We start from the raw sequence: 19160 nt of genomic DNA, 5'->3' as shown, positions 1-19160 counted from the left end.
TTGCGTAGACGTTACCTGCGCAGAAAAAAAGCGGTCATTGCTGACCGCTTTTTTGTCACCTCACCAGCACGCGTTGTTCAGACGCTGAACCGGTTCAACGTGTACGCCCGATAAGCCGCGACGAACGCGTCGAACGAACCGACTTCTTCCTGTTCGAGTTTGGCCTGCTCAGCCAGCGACTTCGCAGCGAGATCGGTGAATGCCCTGGTTTGCTCCGCATCCAGCGGACGCGAGCGGAAATACGCGGCGTGTGCTTCGCTTTGCGCGAGGCCGAAGGCGAGGAAGCTCTGCTGCTTCTCGCGCATGGTTTGCAGCACGCGCGCCGAGGGCGTTAGCGAGACATCCGCCAGCTTCGCGCGTTGAACCGCGACGGCGCGCGCATGCGCGGCGCCGCCATGCAACGCGTCGAGCGTGGCCGCCGCGGCGTCGATCTTGATGAGGAGTTCGTTCGCCCAATCCGTCATCGCGATCGGGCGGCCGTCGCGAGTCAACTCGAGGCCGGGCTTGCGACCTTCCATCGTCACGCGGCCGAAATTCTGGTTGGCTTCGGCATAGGCGTCAGGCGGCAACAGCGCGCTGTCGTCGAGTGCGCAGACCAGCAGGTACGCATCGAGAAAGCGCGACGTCTCCAGCGAAATGCCGGTCGGCTCGAACGGATCGATGTCCATGCAACGGACTTCCACGTACTGCACGCCGCGTGCGGCCAGCGCGTGCAGCGGACGTTCGCCCGGATACGTGATGCGCTTTGGACGGATTGTCGAGTAAAACTCGTTTTCGATCTGCAGCACGTTCGTGTTGATCTGCACCCATTCGCCATCGCGCTGTGTACCGATCGCTTCGTACGCCGGATACGGCTGGCTCACAGCCTTCGCAAGCGCGTCGAGGTAGCCCGGCAGCGTGTCGTAATCCGCGTGCAGCGCGGCTTGCGCCGTGGTGTTCGAATAGCCGAGGTCGCTCATGCGCAGGCTGGTCGCGTACGGACGATAGAGCGTGTCGGCGTCGAGCGTGTCGAGCGTATGTTGGCGATCGCGCAGGAAACGGCGATCCAGTGCCGGCGAAGCGCCGAACAGATACATCAGCAGCCAGTTGGTGCGGCGGAAATTGCGGATCAGCGCGAGATAGCGGTCGGACTGGAAGTCGACGGCGTTCGCGGTGGATTGCTGATCGGCATGCAGCAGCCGCCACACTTCTTCGTTCAGCGAATAGTTGTAGTGGATGCCCGCAATGCACTGCATCGTGCGGCCGTAACGCAGCGCGAGACCGATCCGGTACACGTACTTCAGTTTGCCGATATTCGAACTGCCGTAGTGCGCGATCGGAATGCCTTCGTCGGTGTCGGGCAGCAGACCCGGCATGGAGTTGTTCCACAAGATCTCGTCGCCGAGTTCCGCGTAGACAAAACGATGCAGCGTGTCGAGCTTCTCCAGCGTGATCGCGACGTCGCGCTCAGCCGGCGTGATCAGTTCGAGCAGCGCTTCGGAATAGTCTGTAGTGAGCGAAGGATGCGTGAGCGCCGAACCGAGCGCCGGTGGATGCGGCGTCAAGGCGAGCTTGCCCTCGTGCGTCACGCGCAGGCTTTCCTTTTCGATGCCGCGCAGGCCGCTTGTCAGCGCGTCGCGCTGCGGGCCTGAGGTCAGCACGGACAGGCGGTGCGAGAGCGCGTCGGTCGTGCGGGAAGGTGTCGTGTTTGGCATTGATGCGAGTCGGGCGTTGTCGGCCGCCATGTGCCGCAGCACTGCGCGGTGGACAACGTTCGGCGGAATTTTCAGTAGCGGGCACTTTAACATCTCGCCACAACGGCTGCTTGAGGCCGCTCCGGCAGGGCATCCGGGCGCGCCGGGCAACCTCTTTTCCGGGCCAATCCGCCTGCCTTTTCGGCCAGTTCGTCGGCCGTGCGCCACACTACTTTACCCGCCACGCGCGTTGCGCGCGATCCGCTTTTCTCCGCGCTTTTCTTCCCGCCTGACGCCAGGCTTCAGCCACCACGCGCAGCGCCGGCGCGGTCCGCCACTTCATTCCATAAATGCATCGCCGCGTACGCGCGCCACGGCCGCCACATGTCGGTGCGCGAGCGTTGCTGCGTGGGCCGCACGAGCGACGGATCGCGCGCGCAGATCGCCTGCATCAGCACGAGGTCCCATGCGGGCCATGCGTCGGCGTCACGCCATGCGCGCATCGCGACATACTCGACGGTCCACGGGCCGATGCCGGGCAGCGCAAGCAGCGCGGCGCGCAGGGCGTCGGCGTCGGCTGTCTTGCTGTCGAGCGGCACGTCGCCGGTCGCGACCGCGTGCGCGAAACCTTGCAACGCCGCCACGCGTTTCCCCGGCATGCCGATCTGCGCGAGGTCCACGGCGGCCAGCGCGGCGGGCGTCGGAAAGCGCCAGGCGGTGTTCTCGTGCGGATGACCCTCGATGCGCTCGCCGGCACGCTGCACCAGTCTTCCGATGATGGTGGTCGCCGCCTTCACGCTGACCTGCTGTCCGACGATCGCACGCACCACCAGTTCGAAGCCCGACCATGCGCCCGGCACACGCAGTCCGGGCACGGCTTCGACGAGCGGCGCGAGCCAAGGGTCGGCGGCGAGCCCGGCGCCGATCTTTTTCGGATCGGCATGCAGATCGAACATCTTCGCAATCGGCGCGGCGAGCGCGTCGGCGTGACGGCTCACGGGCCCTTCGATGCTGGCGACGAGGCAACGCTTGCGCGGATGCAGGCGCACACTGAGCGTGCCGCTGTCGTCGGCCCAATCGATCGCGCGACGGTACGCGCCGTCTTCCACCGCTTCGACGCCCGGCGTCGCGCGTCCGCCGAAGAAACGCAGCAGGCGCGGCCAATCGAAGGGTGGTTTGAACGGCAATTCGAGGGTAGCGACTTCGTCAAGCGTGCTCACGCGGCGTGATCCAGTTTGGTGGTGGTTTCGTTGTCGATTTCGGCGTCTGCAAGTACGCGCTCGTCATGCCTTGTCTGGCCGCGCGAAAAATCACCGGCATGCTGGGCCTCGTTGTCGAGCAGCGCAGCCTTGCGCGGCAAACCCCAGCGATATCCCGCCAGCGCTCCGCCCTTTGCCACCACGCGATGACAAGGAATCGCCAGTGCCACCGGGTTCGTCGCGCAGGCGCTGGCGACGGCGCGCACGGCACGCGGCGCGCCGACCGTTTCGGCGATCTCCGAATAGCTGCGCGTCTCGCCGTATGGAATGCGCCGCAAGGCATCCCAGACACGCTGCCGGAATGCCGTCGCGGCGATGTCGAGCGGCAGATCGAAGTCCTGGCGCGTACCCCGCAAATAGGCGTCGATCTGCGCGATGAACGGCGCAAGGTGCTCGCTATCTTCCAACAGATCGGCGTTGGCGAGTTCGCTGCGAAGGTCGTTGGCGAGCATGGCGGCGTCGTCGCCGAAACCGATCTTGCAGATGCCCTTCTCCGTGGCCGCCACGAGCACGAAGCCGAGCGCCGTGGAAGCGCTGGCATAGCGCACGGTGAGTCCGGCGCCCTTGCGGCGATACGCGGACGGCGCCATGCCGAGTTCGGCCGAGGCGCTGTCGTACATCCGCGAGGGCGAGCCGAAGCCCGCGTCGAGCGTGGCGCGAGTGACGTCCGAGCCGCGCCGGAGCGCGTCGCGCAACGCGGCGCCCCGTTGGGCGGCCTGATATTGCCGCGGCGACACGCCGACCACGCGTTTGAACAGGCGCTGAAGGTGAAACGGGCTGACGTGCACGGCGGCGCTCAACTGCGCGAGCGTGAGGCGTTGCTGCGGATCGGCGTTCAGCGCGGCACAGGCGCGGTTCACGATTTCCAGCTCGCGCGGCAGACCGCCGGGCTGGCAGCGTTTGCAATCGCGAAATCCTGCGTTGCGCGCGGCGGCGGCATCGACGAAGAACGCGACGTTCTCGCGGCGCGGCTGGCGCGACGCGCACGACGGGCGGCAGAACACGCCGGTGGTTTTGACGGCGTAGAAGAACGCGCCGTCGGCCAGCGGCTCACGGCGTGTGACGGCTTCCCAGCGCTCGTCGTCGGAAGTCCAGCTGGCGGCGCTGGAGGGGGTGTCGGTAGGCGTGCGGTTCATGTTGGTCCCGGATCAGCGGTGTCGATGTTCACCAATGTAGGCCGCATGCCGACACAGTACGCCCCGGTTCTTGCTCTGTTATTGCGCTTCTTGTAGCGCCCAAAGCCACGCCAGGCGCTCCTTTTGCCGCAAACTGCGACAAATTCGCACGATATCGGGTTTTCCCTTAAAAAGTTATTGCGTCGCACCAACCCCATGTGTATATTAGTACTTGTCTCCTCCATGTCTCCTCCTGATATGGATTCAGCCCGCTCCACATAGAGCGGGCTTTTTTTCGCCCATACCTGTCTGATCCGGCCCTCACTCGCGGCGCCGCCCTTTCTCCTACACTGGCTATTCACCCGTTCTTCGAACCGGCTAAAGGGGCGTTCGACATGAAAATCCATATTCGCGAGATCGATCACGTCGTCATTCGGGCGACGAACGTCGAGGCCATGGCGCGATTTTATTGCGACGTGCTGGGTTGCACCGTGGAGAAGGAGCAGCGCGATCTGGGCCTGACACAATTGCGTGCGGGGCGCTCGTTGATCGACCTGTTGCAGGTCGGCGCCAAGCTCGACCATGCCGAAAACGGCGTGCCAGGAGCCGGGCGGAATATGGACCACCTGTGTTTGCGCATCGAGCCGTTCGACGCCGAAGCGCTCAAGGCGCATCTGACCGGACACGGCGCGCGGCTGGGCGAACTGGGGCAGCGCTACGGCGCGGACGGCTTTGGACAGTCGCTGTATCTGTTCGACCCGGAGGGCAACATGGTCGAACTCAAGGGTCCGCCGGACGCGGCCCGCGTGACGTCGCTTTAAGTGCCACGCGCCTCGGCCGCGTTTGTCTTAGCGTCAGGCGTTGGCGGGCGCCTTCAACACCGTCCATTCGATTTTCACCGCATCGGCTTCGGCGCTGCCGAGCCATGCTTCGCCGTCCTGCACCGTGCATTGCAGCCGCATGGTCCGTTCGGCTAGCGAGCCGAGCGCCGTGGCGACGCCTTCGCCGAGCGTCCACACCGTCACGTTGCGCATACGTTCCACCTTGTTGCGCACGCCCTGCCACCAGATGTCCGACGCGCGGCCACCGTAGGCGATCACGATCACCTGATTCGAGCGGCCGCTTGCCTTGGCGATACGCCGTTCGTCCGGCTGACCCACTTCGATCCAGGTCTCGATCGCGCCCGTGAGATCTTTTTCCCACAGATCTGGTTCGTCCACGTCCGACAGACCTTTGCAGAATTCGAGGCGTTCCTGCGCGAACAGCGCGAACGCGGCGACGCGGACCATCATCCGTTCGTCGGTTTCCGAGGGATGGCGGGCGATCGTCAGCGAATGGTCGGCGTAATAATGCCGGTCCATGTTGGCGATCTGCAGTTCCGCCTTGTAAATCGTCGATTTGAGAGCCATGCCGTTGCTAAACCAGGCGCTCGCTCCACCGGAGCGAACTGAAAAAGAATCGTCGACGGCGCGTTGCCGTTTTCCGTGTTTGTGGTACATCTTTCGGTCCCTCCCGCGCCGTCAGCCGGCTGCTATTACCACGGGAGAAGCATTTATCGCGCCACTGCCGGCTCGAAAGCGGTGCCGTACACCTCGCCCGCGGCTTCCCGCAGGGCTTCCAGCACGACCGAGGCTGCCGGTGAAAGCAGGTGCGACTGGCGCGTGATGATACCGAATGTATCCATCCTGCACGGTAAATCGATCGGCACTCGTTTCAAAACGCCGTACTGTTGGTATTGACGCGCCACTTCGTCGGGCAGAACCGCCAACATGTCGCTTTGGAGCAGCAGGCTCGAAATTGCCAGAAAATTGTTCGTATTGACCACGTTTTGCGGCGAATTCAGCCCGATTTGAGAAAACATCAGATCGAAACGATGGCGCAAGACGCTGCCTGGCGGATGCAAAACCCAGCTCGCGTTGACGATTCCACGTAGCGTCAAACCTGTCTCATTTTCGAGATGATGGCCGGGCCGCGCGACCACGCAAAGCGGTTCATCGGCGAGCGGTTCATAGCGGACTTCGGCGTTGAACTGGTTTTGCCGCTCCAGAACGCGGCCGATCATGATGTCCAGTTCGCCTTCCGCCAGCCGCGGCAGCATCACGTCCGAGGTTTCCACCTCTACCCAGATCTGCAATTGCGGATAGCGTTCTTTCACCTCGGCAATCGCGCGCGGCACCATGGTTGCCGCGGCCGCCGCGATCACGCCGATCCGCACCTGGCCCGCCAGGCCCGCGCGCAACGCCGATATTTCGTCGTGTGCGTGGCTCAGATTCGACAGCACCATGCGCGCATGGCGGATCATGACCTCGCCGTACAGCGTGGCGTGCATGCCGTGCGGCGTGCGGTCGAACAGGCTCACCTCCAGCATGTCCTCCAGCTCTTTGAGCAGACGCGAGGCGGCGGGCTGGGTCATGCCGAGCACGTCGGCGGCCCGGCGGACGTTGCCCTCCTCGTCCATCGCCGCGAGCAGCAGTAACTGCCGCGTCTTGAGCCGCGCCCGCACGAACCAGTTCGAGTAGCTACGCGTCATGGTCTCTCTCCAACCTGTTTTCTGATAAGCGGCTCGAAGCCGACCGCTGCGCGGTTTGTGCGGGGCGGTGCTCCATCATGCCATATCGAAATTGATATCGGGACGGCTTGAAAAGGGATTGGAAAGTTATTGGGACGGCTCATACCATTCGTGGACTTTCCGAGCTTCCTCACGTGGTGCCTTTCCCTCGATGAACCGCGATCCCGTCCCACTCGCTGCAAGTCCGTTGCGCCACTACATCAATGGCGGATGGGAGACCGGCGCGACCACGGGCGTCTCGCTCAACCCGTCGGACCTGGACGAACCGGTCGGCGAATATGTGCGGGCCGATGTGCGGCAAACGGATACGGCCATCGAAGCGGCGCACCTGGCTTTCCGCGAGTGGTCGCTGGCGTCGGCTCAACGCCGCGCGGACGTGCTCGATGCGATCGGCAGCGAGGTGCTCGCGCGCCGCGACGAACTTGCCCAACTGCTGGCACGTGAAGTCGGCAAGACGCTGCCCGAGGCCATGATCGAGACGACGCGGGCCGGCCAGATCTTCAAGCTGTTGGCGGCCGAAGCCTTGCGTGCCGTCACCGAGTCCGGCGCGAGCACGAGCGCGCGCGCCGGACTCGAAGTGGACGTGACGCACGAACCGCTCGGCGTGATCGGCATCATCGCGCCGTGGAGCGCACCGCTCGCGATCGCCGCGGCGAAGATCGGCGCCGCGCTCGCGCACGGCAATTGCGTCGTTTTCAAGCCGGCCGAATCGACGCCGGCTTGCGCGGCGGCGCTGGCGTCGATCATCAGCCGCGCCGGTCTGCCGGCGGGCGTGTTCAACCTCGTGATGGGCAGCGGCCGGCAGGTCGGCGCGCGGATCGCCGCGCATCTGCTGACCTCGGCGATCAGCTTCACCGGCTCGGCGGAAACCGGCACGCGCGTGCTGCAAGCCGCCGCCGCCCGCCAGGCGCGTGTGCAACTCGAGATGGGCGGCAAGAATCCGTTCGTGGTGCTGGCCGATGCCGATCTCGACGGCGCCGTCGATGCCGCCTTGCACGGCGCCTATGGCTCGACCGGTCAATGTAGCACCGCAGCGGCGCGGCTGATCGTCGAGCGCGCGGTGTTCGACCCGTTCGTGGACGCCTTGCGGGCAAAACTCGCGAGCCTCACGATCGATCACGCCCTGAAGCACGGCACCGACATGGGACCCGTGGCGAACGCCGCGCAGTTGCAGCGCAATCTCGACTACGTGCGCATCGGTCTGCAGGAAGGCGCGCACCTGCTGCACGGCGGCCGCCACCTGGAACGCGCAACGCGCGGCTATTTCTTCGAACCCGCGTTATTCATCGGCGAATCCGAACACCGTATCGCGCAGGAGGAAATCTTCGGCCCGCTCGCCGTCGTGTTGCGCGCGGATGACTACGACCACGCGCTGCATCTCGCGAACGACACCACATATGGTCTATGCGCCGGCATCTGCACGCGCTCGCTCAGCCGCGCGCGGCATTTCCGCCGTCATGTGCATAGCGGTCTCGTCACGATCAATCTGCCGACCACGGCCGTCGAGCATCACGCGCCCGGCGGCGGCCGCAAGGCGTCGGCCTATGGCGCTACCGGCGCGGGTTTCTGGACGGCCGTGAAAACGGCCTACGTAGCGGACTGATGCTCATGAGATCCCTTCACGCCGTGGCGTCCCATCACGTTCATCCACGTCCCGGCTAACGCCGCCGTGCATCACCCGCTGCAAATAAACGAAATCAATGCAGCTTTTCAACCTCAGGAGACAGACATGACCAGCAAGCTTCGCCGTTTGACGCTATCCGCTGTAGCGGCCGCCGCCCTCGCCGCGCCCTTTGCCGCGCAGCTTTCCGCGCACGCGGATCAGCCGCTCAAGGTCGGCTTCCTCGTGAAGATGCCGGAACAGGCGTGGTTCATCAACGAACAGAAGGCCGCGAGCGCGCTCGGCCAGAAGGACGGCTTTTCGGTAGTCAACATCGGTACGCCGGACGGTGAAAAAGTGCTGGCCGCGATCGACAACCTCGGCGCGCAAGGCGCCAAAGGCTTCGTGATCTGCGCGCCCGACGTGCGCCTCGGACCGGCGATCCAGGCTCGGGCGAAGCGCTACAACATGAAGTTCGTCACCGTCGACGATCAACTGGTCGACTCCACCGGCAAGCCGCTGCCGAACGTGCCGCATCTGGGCATGTCCGCGTTCAAGATCGGCAATCAGGTCGGCACCGCGATCTCCGAAGAAATGAAGCGCCGCGGCTGGAAGCCGGAAGAAGTCGGCGCGCTGCGCATCACGAACTACGAATTGCCGACCGCGAAACTGCGTACCGATGGCGCGACACAATCGCTCCTCGCCGGCGGCTTCAAGAAGGAAAACATTTTCGACGCTCCGCAAAAGACAACCGACGACGAAGGCGGCTTCAACGCATCGTCGCCGGTCCTCGCGCAGCATCCGAACATCAAGAAGTGGGTGATCTTCGCGCTCAACGAGGAAAGCGTGCTGGGCGGCGTACGCGCGACCGAGCAGTTGCATATTCCGGCGGCGGACGTGATCGGCGTCGGCATCAACGGCGCGGGCGAGGCATTCGCCGAATTCCAGAAGAAAGAGCCGACGGGCTTCTACGGCACGATTGCCGTGAGTTCGACGATGCATGGCAAGGAAAGCACGGAGAACCTCGTCGAGTGGATCAAGGACGGCAAGCAGCCGCCCGCCGATACACAGACCACCGGCAAGCTGATGGTGCGCGGCAACTGGCAGGACGTGCGTAAAGAACTCGGCATTTAAGCGGTATTCGAGTCTGCACGCCGCGGGCCGTCCCTCGCTCAAGCGAGAGCGGTCCGCTCTGGTTGTTCTTCCGCTTGAGGTTTTTCGATGACGTCTTTACACACCGAGTCCCACGCCGGCGAACCGGCGCCCTCGCCTGCGCCCTTGCCTGCGCTCGCATCGGCCGAGCCGTATCTGCGACTCGACGGCATCACCGTGCGCTTCCCGGGCGTGCTTGCGCTCGACCAGGTGTCGCTCGAAGTGCGGCGCGGCGAAGTGCATGGCTTGATGGGGGAAAACGGCGCGGGCAAATCGACGTTGCTGAAGGTGTTGTCCGGCGTGAATCAACCCGCGGCGGGCACCTTGTCGCTCGATGGCGTTGAACAGCAGTTCGTCACGACGAAGGCGGCGATTGCCGCGGGCGTGGCGATCATCTATCAGGAACTGCATCTGGTCCCCGAACTGACGGTTGCGGAAAACCTGATGCTCGGCGCCCTGCCCAATCGTTTCGGTATGCTGGACGAAAAAGCGCTGGTGGCGCGCGCCATGCGCGAACTGGAGCGGCTCGGCGAAAAGATCGACCCATCGCAGCAGGTGAAGAATCTTTCGATCGGCCAGCGGCAAATGATCGAAATCGGCAAGGCGCTAATGCGCGACGCGCGCGTGATCGCGTTCGACGAACCGACCAGTTCTCTGTCGTCGCGCGAAACGACGCAACTATTCCGGATCATTCGTGCGCTGAAGGCCGAAGGCCGCGCGATCATCTACGTCACGCACCGGATGGATGAAGTGTACGAACTGTGCGACCGCGTGACGGTGTTTCGCGACGGCCGCCGCATCGATACGTTCGACGCGGGTGAAGGACTCGATCGTGATCGCCTGATCAGCTGCATGGTGGGCCGCTCGATCGCCGATGTGTACGGCTATCGCTCGCGCGAACTCGGCGACGTGCAACTCGATGTCAAGAACCTGATGGGACGCGGTCTGCGCGAACCGGCTTCTTTCACGGCGCGCAAAGGTGAAATTGTCGGCTTCTTCGGGCTCGTCGGCGCGGGGCGTTCCGAGTTGATGAAGCTCATCTATGGCGCGGTCAAACCGGCGGGCGGCGAGATCACGCTCAAAGGCAAGCGCGTGCGCTTTGCCACACCGCGCGACGCGGTGCGCGCAGGCGTGGCGCTGTGTCCCGAAGATCGCAAGCAGGAAGGCATCGTTTCGATCGCCTCGGTCTCGGACAACCTCAATATCAGTTGCCGCCGCCATTTCAGCCGCTTCAGCGTGCTCAACGGCCGCAAGGAGGCGCAGACCGCGAGGGAGTTCATCGGCAAGCTCGCGATCAAGACGCGTAATGGCGACACGCCGATCGGCACGCTCTCGGGCGGCAATCAACAGAAGGTGATTTTGTCGCGCTGGCTTGCCGAAGACATCGACGTGTTTCTGATGGACGAACCCACGCGCGGCATCGACGTCGGCGCGCGCAGCGAGATTTACGGGCTGCTGTATGGGCTCGCCGAGGCGGGCCGCACGGTGATCGTCGTGTCGAGCGACCTCGCCGAAGTGATCGGCGTGGCGGATCGTGTGATCGTGATGAAGGAAGGCCGTATTGTCGGCGATCTGCCCAAGGCGCAGGCCACGCCGGATGCGCTGATCAAGCTCGCCCTGCCCCGCTGACGCCGTCTTGCATCCTCGACACAACGAAGGCAACTGAATCGAATTGCGCTATTGAAACGGAATACACGCCATGCACACACCTTCAACCGATTCATCGACCCCAGCCGTCGCCTCAGCGGGATTGAGCGCGCGCGCCGCGCGCACCTGGGACATGATCAACAAGTCCGGCATCGTCATGGTGTTCGTGATTCTGTTCGCGGTCCTGTCGTTTACCGTGCCCGACTTTCTGAGCTCGCGGAATATTCAGGGCTTGCTGCTTTCCGTCACGCTGATCGGTTCGATCTCCGTCACGATGATGTTTGTGCTCGCGCTCGGCGAAGTGGATCTCTCGGTGGCGTCGATCGTCGCGTTCGCGGGCGTGGTGGCGTCCACGCTGATCACCGCGACGCATAGCGTGATGCTCGGCGTCGCGGCCGGCGTGCTCGCGGGAGGTGCGGTCGGACTCGTGAACGGCGTGCTGGTGGCGCGCTACAAGATCAACTCGCTGATCGTCACACTCGCCATGATGGAGGTCGTGCGCGGCCTCGCGTATATCACCTCAAACGGCGACGCCGTGATGATCTCCGAAGAACGTTTCTTCGACCTCGGCGGCGGCTCGTTCCTCGGTATTTCGTATCCGATCTGGAGCAACATTGTCGGCTTCGTGCTGTTCGGTTTTCTGCTGAAGAAAACCGTGTTCGGCAAGAACGTGCTGGCCGTCGGCGGCAATAGCGAGGCGGCCTTGCTGGCGGGCTTGCCGGTCACGCGCATCAAGATCACAGTGTTCGTATTGCAAGGCCTCGTGACCGGCTTCGCGGGCGTGATGCTGGCGTCGCGCATGAGTCTGGGCGACCCGAAAACTTCAGTCGGCCTCGAGCTCGGCGTGATTTCGGCATGCGTGCTTGGCGGCGTCTCTCTCACTGGCGGCGTCGCGACGATTTCCGGTGTGCTGGTCGGCGTGCTCATCATGGGTTCCGTGCAGGACGCCATGAGCCTCCTGAACGTGCCGACCTTTTATCAATACCTGATTCGCGGCGGGATTCTGCTGCTCGCGGTGCTGTTCGACCAGTTCCGGCGCAGCAAGCGCGTGCACTGATGCGCGCCCCGCTCTACATGTTTGCCAACAGGAGATTTCATGGCTGATTCGAACCAGACTAAAAAGCCGCTGCGCAGCCAGGCGTGGTTCGGCCTCAAGGACCGCGACGGCTTTCTGCATCGCTCGTGGATGAAAAACCAGGGCATTCCGCACGACGAATTCGACGGACGTCCGGTCATCGGCATCTGTAATACGTGGTCCGAACTGACGCCTTGCAATGCGCATTTCCGCGAGCTGGCGGAGTACGTAAAAAAGGGCGTGCATGAAGCCGGCGGCCTGCCGCTCGAGTTTCCGGTGATGTCGCTCGGTGAGACCAACTTGCGGCCCACCGCAATGCTGTTTCGCAACCTCGCTTCCATGGATGTCGAGGAGTCGATTCGCGGCAATCCGATGGACGGCGTGATCCTCCTGGTCGGCTGCGACAAGACCACGCCGGCGCTGTTGATGGGCGCGGCCTCGTGCAATCTGCCGGCACTGGCGGTCTCCGGCGGACCGATGTTGAACGGCCGCTTTCGCGGCAAGAACATCGGCTCAGGCACGGGCGTATGGCAGATGTCCGAGGAAGTACGCGCCGGTACGATGACGCAGGAAGAATTCACCGAGGCCGAGTCGTGCATGAACCGCTCGCGCGGCCACTGCATGACGATGGGCACGGCGTCGACCATGGCCTCGATGGTCGAATCGCTCGGCATGGGACTGCCGCACAACGCGGCGATTCCCGCCGTCGATGCGCGCCGTCAGGTGCTCGCGCATCTCGCGGGCCGGCGCATTGTCGACATGGTTCGCGAGGATCTGACGATGGACAAGATCCTCACGCGCCAGGCCTTTGAAAACGCGATCCGCACGAACGCCGCGATCGGCGGCTCGACCAATGCAGTCGTTCACCTTATCGCGCTCGCGAAGCGCATTGGCGTGGCGTTGTCGCTGGAGGATTGGGAGCTCGGTTCGAACGTGCCGTGTCTCGTGAATCTGCAACCGTCTGGCGAGTATCTGATGGAGGACTTTTACTACGCGGGTGGCTTGCCGGCCGTGCTGAAGCAACTCGGCGAACAGGGACTGCTGCATAAAGAAGCGCTGACGGTGAACGGCAAGACGCTCTGGGACAACGTGCGCAACGCGCCGAATCACGACGAGAAGGTCATCACGACGTTCGCCGAGCCGTTCAAGCCGAAGGCCGGCATCGCGGTGCTCAAGGGCAACCTGGCGCCGAACGGCGCCGTGATCAAGCCGTCGGCGGCGACCGCAGCGTTGCTCAAACATCGTGGCCGCGCGGTCGTGTTCGAGAACATCGAGGAACTGCACGCGAAGGTCGACGACGATTCGCTCGATATCGACGAGCATTGCATCATGGTGCTCAAGGGCGCGGGGCCGAAGGGTTATCCAGGCTTTGCGGAAGTCGGCAACATGCCGCTGCCGAAAAAGGTGCTGCAAAAAGGCATTACGGACATGGTGCGCATTTCGGATGGCCGCATGAGCGGCACGGCTTACGGCGCGGTGGTGCTGCACGTGTCGCCCGAAGCGGCCGCGGGCGGCCCGCTCGCGTTCGTGCAAACCGGCGACATGATCGAGCTGGACGTCGAAGCACGCCGCCTGCATCTGGACGTCACCGACGAAGAACTCGCGCGCCGGCGCGCCGCATGGCAGGCGCCGGAAGCGCCCAAACGCGGCTACTACAAACTCTACGTCGAACACGTGCTGCAAGCCGACCAGGGCGCGGATCTGGACTTCCTGGTGGGATCGAGCGGTGCGCCGGTGCCGCGCGACTCGCACTGATATCGACACGGCTCCTCGCACGACGAGCCAACGGTTGTTCCTGCGCTTTGCGAGAAGGCGTACTGCCGATGCGGATCGACATAATCCGCATCGGCTTTTTTCTGTCCGTTTCCCAAGCGAAGTGGACGCGCACAAATAAAATCGGCCAGGCATTTGATGCCCAGCCGATTTTTAACTCACAGGTTCACCGTCTCCGGCTTTTTAAAAGTCAGAGAATCGACGCACGCAAAATCACATTCCGGCATTCCGCCGGAATGACGGCGCTTAGCTTATTGCTTGATGAATCGATCGTTTGCCCAAAGTCCTTGCGTGTCGCTATTACCCGAATTCACGAATTCGACGTCGTGACCAACCACGCGCACGACGCGGAAACTCGAATTTTCCGGTGTGGAGACACACTGATATCCAGAGAAAAATTCCTGCATCTTTTGCTGTTCACCGGCTTGCGCATGCTGGTCGGCGGCGTCGAGTTTATCCTTCGACAGGCAGCCATATGCGTTGGCCTTGAACTGGATGGTTTGCTGCGGCTTGATCATGACGTCTTGCGCCTGAACAGTCGCGGCAGCCAATCCCGCAATGGCGAAAACAAGGGCGATTCGCATTTTCATATTTTCCTCCGGTGCGGGTGGATACTCAGGTTAGCTATGTATTTAACTTTAACGTTGAACCCGCACCTTGCACTTTAGGAGAACGCGAGAGAACGACAAGCACATCTTGTGTGCGGTCGCAACAGTGGCGAATTGTCGCACCATGCTTTGCGGCTGCTTAATCGCTGGGCAACGGTTTAAGTGGGTGTGATTGCCGTGGATAACCAGGAGACGGGCAGGGTGCGCCGCTTTAACTAGTAACGCTTTGCGCCGCGTATTCGCGTAAACGAGCAGCCTCAATTAAGCGATTTACTACATTAAATTTCGCGAGTTGGTGCGTTGCACACAAAGTCATTCAACTGACCAAATTAAAATCACGAAATAACGGTGTATTTGCAGAAGATAAAGAGTGCCAGGTACGACAAGCTGTGTCGGCAGAGTTCGCTGGGATGGCAGCGCTGTGCCGGTCGCACTTCATCGAACCTGCTGGTTCATCTTGAAGAACTCGTCCTGAAACATGCACATGCGCAGGGCGTTGTGATAGCTGCCGTTGCCGAAAAATTCCTCGATCAACTCGGCCTCGTGCCTGAACCCGCACTTCTCGTAAACGTGGATGGCCGACGTATTCGACTTGTCGACGATCAGATAAACCTTGCGCAAGTTCAGCACTGAAAACGCATAGTCGGTAGCGAGTTGGGTTGCCAGAGTCGCATAGCCGCGGCCTTGCGCATGGGGCGCGATGATGATCTGAAACTCGCCACGCCGGTGGATATAGTCGAGCTCGATCAACTCGACGACTCCGACCGTTTGCCCTTCGTTGTCGATCGCCACGAAGCGGCGCTCGCGCAGGTCGTGCACGTGCTGGTCGTAAAGCTGCGTCAGTTCCGAGAAGGTTTCGTACGGCTCCTCGAACCAGTAACGCATGATTTTCGCGTTGTTGTTCACTTCGTGGACGAAGCGAAGATCGGTACGTTCGAGCGGGCGCAACGTGAGTTCGCTGCTACGTTCGGTAGTCATTGGATTCCCCTTGAGAACTTGTTGGTCTGAGTGCGCGCGTGCCATATCGGATCGAGCGCCTTTCAGTTAGTCAGGTCTTGATGCGGGGAGTTCTTGCAACCTCTGGCACTCCTGTGCCACCTTTTTGCAACGCGCGAGGCGGCATGCGGGTTTGGCGAGGTGAGGGCGTCGCATTGCCGCAGGCTCGCAAATGGGCGCGCTCGCGCAATTGTGAGCGGCGCGGCACGGTATGGGTACGCGCGGTGCTCTACAATGAAATCATGCTCCCGCGATCGGAGGCCACCGTGATCGAGCACTTGATATTGGGCGTCTTTCTGGTCATTCCGCTGCTCATCGTCGCGTTTCTTTTCTCCGACGAATTGTGGCAGGAACACCGGCATCTGCACGAGATGCGACCCGCGCACCTGAAACCGCGCCGCATCGACTGGCGGCATCCGCTGCGCCGTTCGCGGCATCGGCTTTAACGCGCCGCGTTGGCTCGCCAATTGAGCCGCCTGCGATTGAATACCGCGAATTTTCGCAGCCGTTTCGGCGCGCGGGAGCGCGCGCGTCACTCAATCACCCCTTAGTCGGCACGCCAATGCGCGCGAATGCGTTTAGCAAGCGCTTCGAGCGTTTCCGCATCGGCGACGTCGCGCGCGTGCATGCGCAGCGGCTGGCCTTCCCAGCGCGGAATCACGTGAAAATGCACATGCGCCACCGTTTGTCCCGCGGCGGCGCCGTTGAATTGCCCAATGAACACACCATCCGGCCGCAAGGCCGCGCGCACCGCGATCGCGAGCTTCTGCGTCATGCGTATGCATGCCACCGTCGAAGCATCCGACAACTCGAAAATCTCCGCCACGGCTTCCTTGGGCACCACCAGCAGATGGCCGTCGGCTTGCGGCATCAGGTCCATGAAGGCGAGGGCGGCATCGGTTTCGGCCACTTTGATGCAGGGTAGTTCGCCGCGCAGAATCCTCGCGAAGGGATTGCTGTTGTCGTAGGTCATCGCGTTCCTCTCATGGTGGAAGGTCATATCGGTGTTGCTGCGGTTGGCGATATTGTCCATCACCTGTGTTACATCACGCGCGCCGCACGCTTGATGGCCTGCGGCGGCTGGCCGTACGCCCGTAGAAACGCACGCCGCATCCGTTCGGTATCGACAAAGCCGGTTTCCGCCGCCACCGCCTCCATGGAATGGCGGCCCGCTTCCAGCATGGCGCGCGCGGCTTCGACGCGCAATGACTCGATAGCTTTGGCTGGCGATTGGCGGGTTTCGTCGCGAAACGCGCGGCTGAACTGACGAGGGCTCAGGTGCGCGACGTCGGCGAGTTGTTCGACCGTCAATGGCTCGCGCAGATGACTTTTGGCGTACGAGAGCGCGTTCTGGATGCGATCGGATTTCGGCTCGAGGTCCAGCATGGCCGAGAACTGTGACTGGCCGCCGGTGCGGCGGTGATAAACCACGAGTTTCTTGGCGATGGCGCGGGAAACCTCGACGCCGAGATCGTTTTCAACGAGCGCCAGACATAAATCGATGCATGCGGTCATGCCGGCCGACGTCCACACCGAGCCGTCGACGATAAAGATGCGGTCCTCATCCACGCGCGCTTGTGGAAAGCGCTGCTGCAGATTGCGGGCGTGAATCCAGTGGGTCGTGGCGTGGCGGCCGTCCAGAATCCCGGCCTCGGCCAGTACGAACGCGCCGGTGCAAATGCTGGCGGTACGCCGGGAGGCGACCAGCGCGTCGTTCAGGAACGCCAGCAATCCCGGCGACGACGGCGCGATCTGCATCGCGCCGGTGACCACCACGGTGTCGTAAGCCGGATCGCCGAACGGCCGGGTGGCGATCTCGACGCCGGCCGAACTGCGCACCATGCCGCCATGCTCGGAAATGATCTCCACGTCGTACTCAGGCTGGCCGGCCTCCAGGTTCGCCAGTTCAAACACTGCGACCGCCACCATGTCGAGGATCTGAAAGCCGGGAAAAACCACCACACCGACGTGTCTCATTGCAATGTCCTAAAACGAGGTAAATACGACATTTGAGACAAAAGAGTACGCGCCTACACTTGCCTCGTCAACACCGCAATGCAACGCGAAACAGCGCAGCGGCGGAGGTTTCCAGGTTTTTCCCATTCATCGGACAGGGCAGAGGCGCAACGCGCCGCGCCCGCAAGGAGAGATACACATGGCAACGCAAACAGGCAAAGGCACGGCATTGGTGACGGGCGCATCGTCGGGTATCGGCGCGGTGTATGCGGACCGCCTCGCGCGGCGCGGCTACGACCTGATTCTCGTGGCGCGCGACGCAGCGCGGCTGAACGCTCTGGCCGAGCGTCTGACGACACAGACCGGCCGCCGTATCGACACGATCACGGCGGACCTCACCGTCAAAGCCGACGTGCGCCGCATTGAAGAACGGCTGCGCGCAGACACAGGGATCACGATGCTGGTCAACAACGCGGGTGTCGGCGCAACCGCCTCGCTGATCGACTCGGACGTGGATGCGCTCGAAACGATGATCGATCTGAACGTGACGGCGCTCACTCGTCTGACGGCGGCCGTCGTGCCTGGCTTCGTGGCGCGGGGTAACGGCATCGTGATCAATATTTCGTCGATCGTCGCGCTCTCGCCGGAAACGTTGAACGGCACGTATAGCGGCACCAAGGCTTATGTGCTCAACCTGACGCAGTCGCTGCACCACGAAGTGGGCGACAAGGGCGTGCAGTTGCAAGCGGTGCTGCCGGGTGCGACCAGCACGGCATTCTGGGACCGTGCGGGTCTGCCGGTCGAGCATCTGCCGTCGCAGATCGTGATGAGCGCCGAGGACATGGTGGACGCCGCGCTCGCCGGCCTCGACCAAGGCGAACTGGTGACGATCCCGTCATTGCCCGACGCCGCCGACTGGGAGCGCTTCAACAACGCGCGCCAGCACTTGCAGCCGAACCTGTCGCACAAACTGCCGGCCGCTCGTTATAAGCGTGTTGCGGCAACGGCATAAAGCGCCGATAAGCGCCGATAAGCGCACTAGCGGCAAGTCAGTAAAAGGGCAGACAAAGGCACGCCCGTGGCGCGCCCTTAACGCCAGTCAGTCGACACGTCGTCGGGATCGACCAGCGTCAATCCCGACGATGGCAGCGGCAGCGCCGTCTTGTAGCGCACCTGCTTGAGCGCGAAGCTCGAGCGGATATTGGAGATGCCCGGAATCTTCGTCAGATGATCGACGATAAAACGCTCCAGCGTCTGCATATCCGGCATGACCACGCGCAGCAGATAGTCGGCGTCGCCCGTCATCAGATAGCACTCCATCACTTCGGGCCGCTCCGAAATCGCCTGTTCGAAGCGCTGCAACGCGTCTTCCACCTGCTTTTCCAGACTCACCTGAATGAACACGTTGATGCGCAGCCCGAGCGGCTCCGGGTTCAGCAGGGTGACCTGCTGCTTGAACAGACCCAGCTTCTCGAGCGCCCGCACGCGGTTGAAGCACGGCGTGGCCGACAGGTTCACCGAACGCGCCAGATCCGAATTGGTGATGCGCGCGTTTTGCTGCAACTGGCTCAGGATGCCGATGTCGATGCGGTCGAGCCGTCTGGGTGGCGTGGGCATAGATGAAATATTCCGTGTCGTGAGGAAATTCCGGAACAAATAGCCTATCGCAGCGCGCCAACACAAGCAAATGAGACGCTCATTTTGTGGGCACGTGGTTACCATTGACTCATTCGATCT

The 19160-nt window shown here is 62.7% G+C and carries 18 protein-coding genes; 8 read left to right on the top strand and 10 right to left on the bottom strand.

Features of this window, described 5'->3' with window-relative positions:
* Positions 1 to 77: 77 nt before the first annotated feature.
* The 3 genes from gshA to ada form a co-directional block, all read right to left on the bottom strand.
* Positions 78 to 1694 (bottom strand): glutamate--cysteine ligase, encoded by a 1617-nt coding sequence (gene gshA, locus P0D71_RS05885; protein ID WP_408479473.1) that lies wholly within the window; start codon positions 1692 to 1694, stop codon positions 78 to 80.
* A 281-nt stretch (positions 1695 to 1975) separates the two neighbouring features.
* Positions 1976 to 2893: a DNA-3-methyladenine glycosylase family protein gene (locus P0D71_RS05880; protein ID WP_408479472.1), complete on the bottom strand. Its 918-nt coding sequence runs from the start codon at positions 2891 to 2893 to the stop codon at positions 1976 to 1978.
* Entirely contained in the window at positions 2890 to 4068 is a 1179-nt protein-coding gene (gene ada, locus P0D71_RS05875; RefSeq protein WP_408479471.1) for a bifunctional DNA-binding transcriptional regulator/O6-methylguanine-DNA methyltransferase Ada, read from the bottom strand. The genes P0D71_RS05880 and ada overlap by 4 nt, the downstream gene beginning before the upstream one ends.
* 374 nt (positions 4069 to 4442) lie before the next feature.
* Here ada and P0D71_RS05870 point away from each other — a divergent pair, with 374 nt between their 5' ends.
* On the top strand, positions 4443 to 4868 hold the full coding sequence (locus P0D71_RS05870; protein ID WP_091797703.1) for a VOC family protein: 426 nt from the start codon (positions 4443 to 4445) through the stop codon (positions 4866 to 4868).
* Positions 4869 to 4901: 33 nt separating this feature from the next.
* Here the strand turns inward: P0D71_RS05870 and P0D71_RS05865 are convergent, their stop codons facing one another.
* Entirely contained in the window at positions 4902 to 5456 is a 555-nt protein-coding gene (locus P0D71_RS05865; RefSeq protein WP_408181806.1) for a YaeQ family protein, read from the bottom strand.
* 143 nt (positions 5457 to 5599) lie between these two features.
* Positions 5600 to 6577: a LysR family transcriptional regulator gene (locus tag P0D71_RS05860; RefSeq protein WP_408479470.1), complete on the bottom strand. Its 978-nt coding sequence runs from the start codon at positions 6575 to 6577 to the stop codon at positions 5600 to 5602.
* A gap of 190 nt (positions 6578 to 6767) precedes the next feature.
* On the opposite strand from P0D71_RS05860, the gene P0D71_RS05855 reads away from it, so the two are divergent.
* From P0D71_RS05855 to P0D71_RS05835, 5 genes are all read left to right on the top strand, one after another.
* Positions 6768 to 8219: an aldehyde dehydrogenase family protein gene (locus P0D71_RS05855; RefSeq protein WP_408479469.1), complete on the top strand. Its 1452-nt coding sequence runs from the start codon at positions 6768 to 6770 to the stop codon at positions 8217 to 8219.
* Between the two features lie 126 nt (positions 8220 to 8345).
* On the top strand, positions 8346 to 9350 hold the full coding sequence (locus P0D71_RS05850) for an arabinose ABC transporter substrate-binding protein (RefSeq protein WP_091797691.1): 1005 nt from the start codon (positions 8346 to 8348) through the stop codon (positions 9348 to 9350).
* Positions 9351 to 9437: 87 nt separating this feature from the next.
* A complete protein-coding gene (gene araG / locus P0D71_RS05845) occupies positions 9438 to 10997 on the top strand; it encodes an L-arabinose ABC transporter ATP-binding protein AraG (RefSeq protein ID WP_408479468.1) in 1560 nt (519 codons plus the stop codon).
* Between the two features lie 70 nt (positions 10998 to 11067).
* Positions 11068 to 12072: an L-arabinose ABC transporter permease AraH gene (gene araH, locus P0D71_RS05840; protein WP_408479467.1), complete on the top strand. Its 1005-nt coding sequence runs from the start codon at positions 11068 to 11070 to the stop codon at positions 12070 to 12072.
* Positions 12073 to 12111: 39 nt separating this feature from the next.
* A complete protein-coding gene (locus P0D71_RS05835) occupies positions 12112 to 13845 on the top strand; it encodes an IlvD/Edd family dehydratase (RefSeq protein ID WP_408479466.1) in 1734 nt (577 codons plus the stop codon).
* 269 nt (positions 13846 to 14114) lie between these two features.
* Here the strand turns inward: P0D71_RS05835 and sap1 are convergent, their stop codons facing one another.
* Positions 14115 to 14453 (bottom strand): surface attachment protein Sap1, encoded by a 339-nt coding sequence (gene sap1, locus P0D71_RS05830; protein WP_091797677.1) that lies wholly within the window; start codon positions 14451 to 14453, stop codon positions 14115 to 14117.
* Positions 14454 to 14906: 453 nt separating this feature from the next.
* Positions 14907 to 15449: a spermidine N1-acetyltransferase gene (speG, locus tag P0D71_RS05825; RefSeq protein ID WP_091800922.1), complete on the bottom strand. Its 543-nt coding sequence runs from the start codon at positions 15447 to 15449 to the stop codon at positions 14907 to 14909.
* A 38-nt stretch (positions 15450 to 15487) separates the two neighbouring features.
* On the opposite strand from speG, the gene P0D71_RS05820 reads away from it, so the two are divergent.
* Positions 15488 to 15913, top strand: a complete 426-nt coding sequence (locus P0D71_RS05820; protein ID WP_408479465.1) for a hypothetical protein — start codon at positions 15488 to 15490, stop codon at positions 15911 to 15913.
* A 101-nt stretch (positions 15914 to 16014) separates the two neighbouring features.
* On the opposite strand, the gene P0D71_RS05815 is transcribed toward P0D71_RS05820, so the two are convergent.
* Entirely contained in the window at positions 16015 to 16440 is a 426-nt protein-coding gene (locus P0D71_RS05815) for an HIT family protein (RefSeq protein WP_408187317.1), read from the bottom strand.
* Positions 16441 to 16508: 68 nt separating this feature from the next.
* A complete protein-coding gene (locus tag P0D71_RS05810; RefSeq protein WP_091797671.1) occupies positions 16509 to 17444 on the bottom strand; it encodes a GlxA family transcriptional regulator in 936 nt (311 codons plus the stop codon).
* Positions 17445 to 17622: 178 nt separating this feature from the next.
* Here P0D71_RS05810 and P0D71_RS05805 point away from each other — a divergent pair, with 178 nt between their 5' ends.
* A complete protein-coding gene (locus P0D71_RS05805; protein WP_408479464.1) occupies positions 17623 to 18435 on the top strand; it encodes an SDR family NAD(P)-dependent oxidoreductase in 813 nt (270 codons plus the stop codon).
* Between the two features lie 77 nt (positions 18436 to 18512).
* Here the strand turns inward: P0D71_RS05805 and P0D71_RS05800 are convergent, their stop codons facing one another.
* Complete coding sequence (locus P0D71_RS05800) at positions 18513 to 19040, bottom strand: Lrp/AsnC family transcriptional regulator (protein WP_408479463.1); 528 nt, start codon at positions 19038 to 19040, stop codon at positions 18513 to 18515.
* Positions 19041 to 19160 lie beyond the last annotated feature (120 nt).

This window comes from Paraburkholderia sp. RL17-383-BIF-A, from assembly GCF_046028015.1.
Lineage (GTDB): Bacteria > Pseudomonadota > Gammaproteobacteria > Burkholderiales > Burkholderiaceae > Paraburkholderia.
Note: the sequence above shows the minus strand (reverse complement) of the source record. Positions and strands in the feature narration are given on the sequence as shown.

What these genes read in the sequence shown, in the direction of transcription:
- gshA (WP_408479473.1), bottom strand. Translation starts at nt 1,694, where the DNA reads ATGCCAAACACGACACCTTCCCGCACGACCGACGCGCTCTCGCACCGC.
- ada (WP_408479471.1), bottom strand. Translation starts at nt 4,068, where the DNA reads ATGAACCGCACGCCTACCGACACCCCCTCCAGCGCCGCCAGCTGGACT.
- P0D71_RS05870 (WP_091797703.1), top strand. Translation starts at nt 4,443, where the DNA reads ATGAAAATCCATATTCGCGAGATCGATCACGTCGTCATTCGGGCGACG.
- P0D71_RS05865 (WP_408181806.1), bottom strand. Translation starts at nt 5,456, where the DNA reads ATGGCTCTCAAATCGACGATTTACAAGGCGGAACTGCAGATCGCCAAC.
- P0D71_RS05860 (WP_408479470.1), bottom strand. Translation starts at nt 6,577, where the DNA reads ATGACGCGTAGCTACTCGAACTGGTTCGTGCGGGCGCGGCTCAAGACG.
- P0D71_RS05855 (WP_408479469.1), top strand. Translation starts at nt 6,768, where the DNA reads ATGAACCGCGATCCCGTCCCACTCGCTGCAAGTCCGTTGCGCCACTAC.
- P0D71_RS05850 (WP_091797691.1), top strand. Translation starts at nt 8,346, where the DNA reads ATGACCAGCAAGCTTCGCCGTTTGACGCTATCCGCTGTAGCGGCCGCC.
- araG (WP_408479468.1), top strand. Translation starts at nt 9,438, where the DNA reads ATGACGTCTTTACACACCGAGTCCCACGCCGGCGAACCGGCGCCCTCG.
- araH (WP_408479467.1), top strand. Translation starts at nt 11,068, where the DNA reads ATGCACACACCTTCAACCGATTCATCGACCCCAGCCGTCGCCTCAGCG.
- P0D71_RS05835 (WP_408479466.1), top strand. Translation starts at nt 12,112, where the DNA reads ATGGCTGATTCGAACCAGACTAAAAAGCCGCTGCGCAGCCAGGCGTGG.
- sap1 (WP_091797677.1), bottom strand. Translation starts at nt 14,453, where the DNA reads ATGAAAATGCGAATCGCCCTTGTTTTCGCCATTGCGGGATTGGCTGCC.
- speG (WP_091800922.1), bottom strand. Translation starts at nt 15,449, where the DNA reads ATGACTACCGAACGTAGCAGCGAACTCACGTTGCGCCCGCTCGAACGT.
- P0D71_RS05815 (WP_408187317.1), bottom strand. Translation starts at nt 16,440, where the DNA reads ATGACCTACGACAACAGCAATCCCTTCGCGAGGATTCTGCGCGGCGAA.
- P0D71_RS05810 (WP_091797671.1), bottom strand. Translation starts at nt 17,444, where the DNA reads ATGAGACACGTCGGTGTGGTGGTTTTTCCCGGCTTTCAGATCCTCGAC.
- P0D71_RS05805 (WP_408479464.1), top strand. Translation starts at nt 17,623, where the DNA reads ATGGCAACGCAAACAGGCAAAGGCACGGCATTGGTGACGGGCGCATCG.
- P0D71_RS05800 (WP_408479463.1), bottom strand. Translation starts at nt 19,040, where the DNA reads ATGCCCACGCCACCCAGACGGCTCGACCGCATCGACATCGGCATCCTG.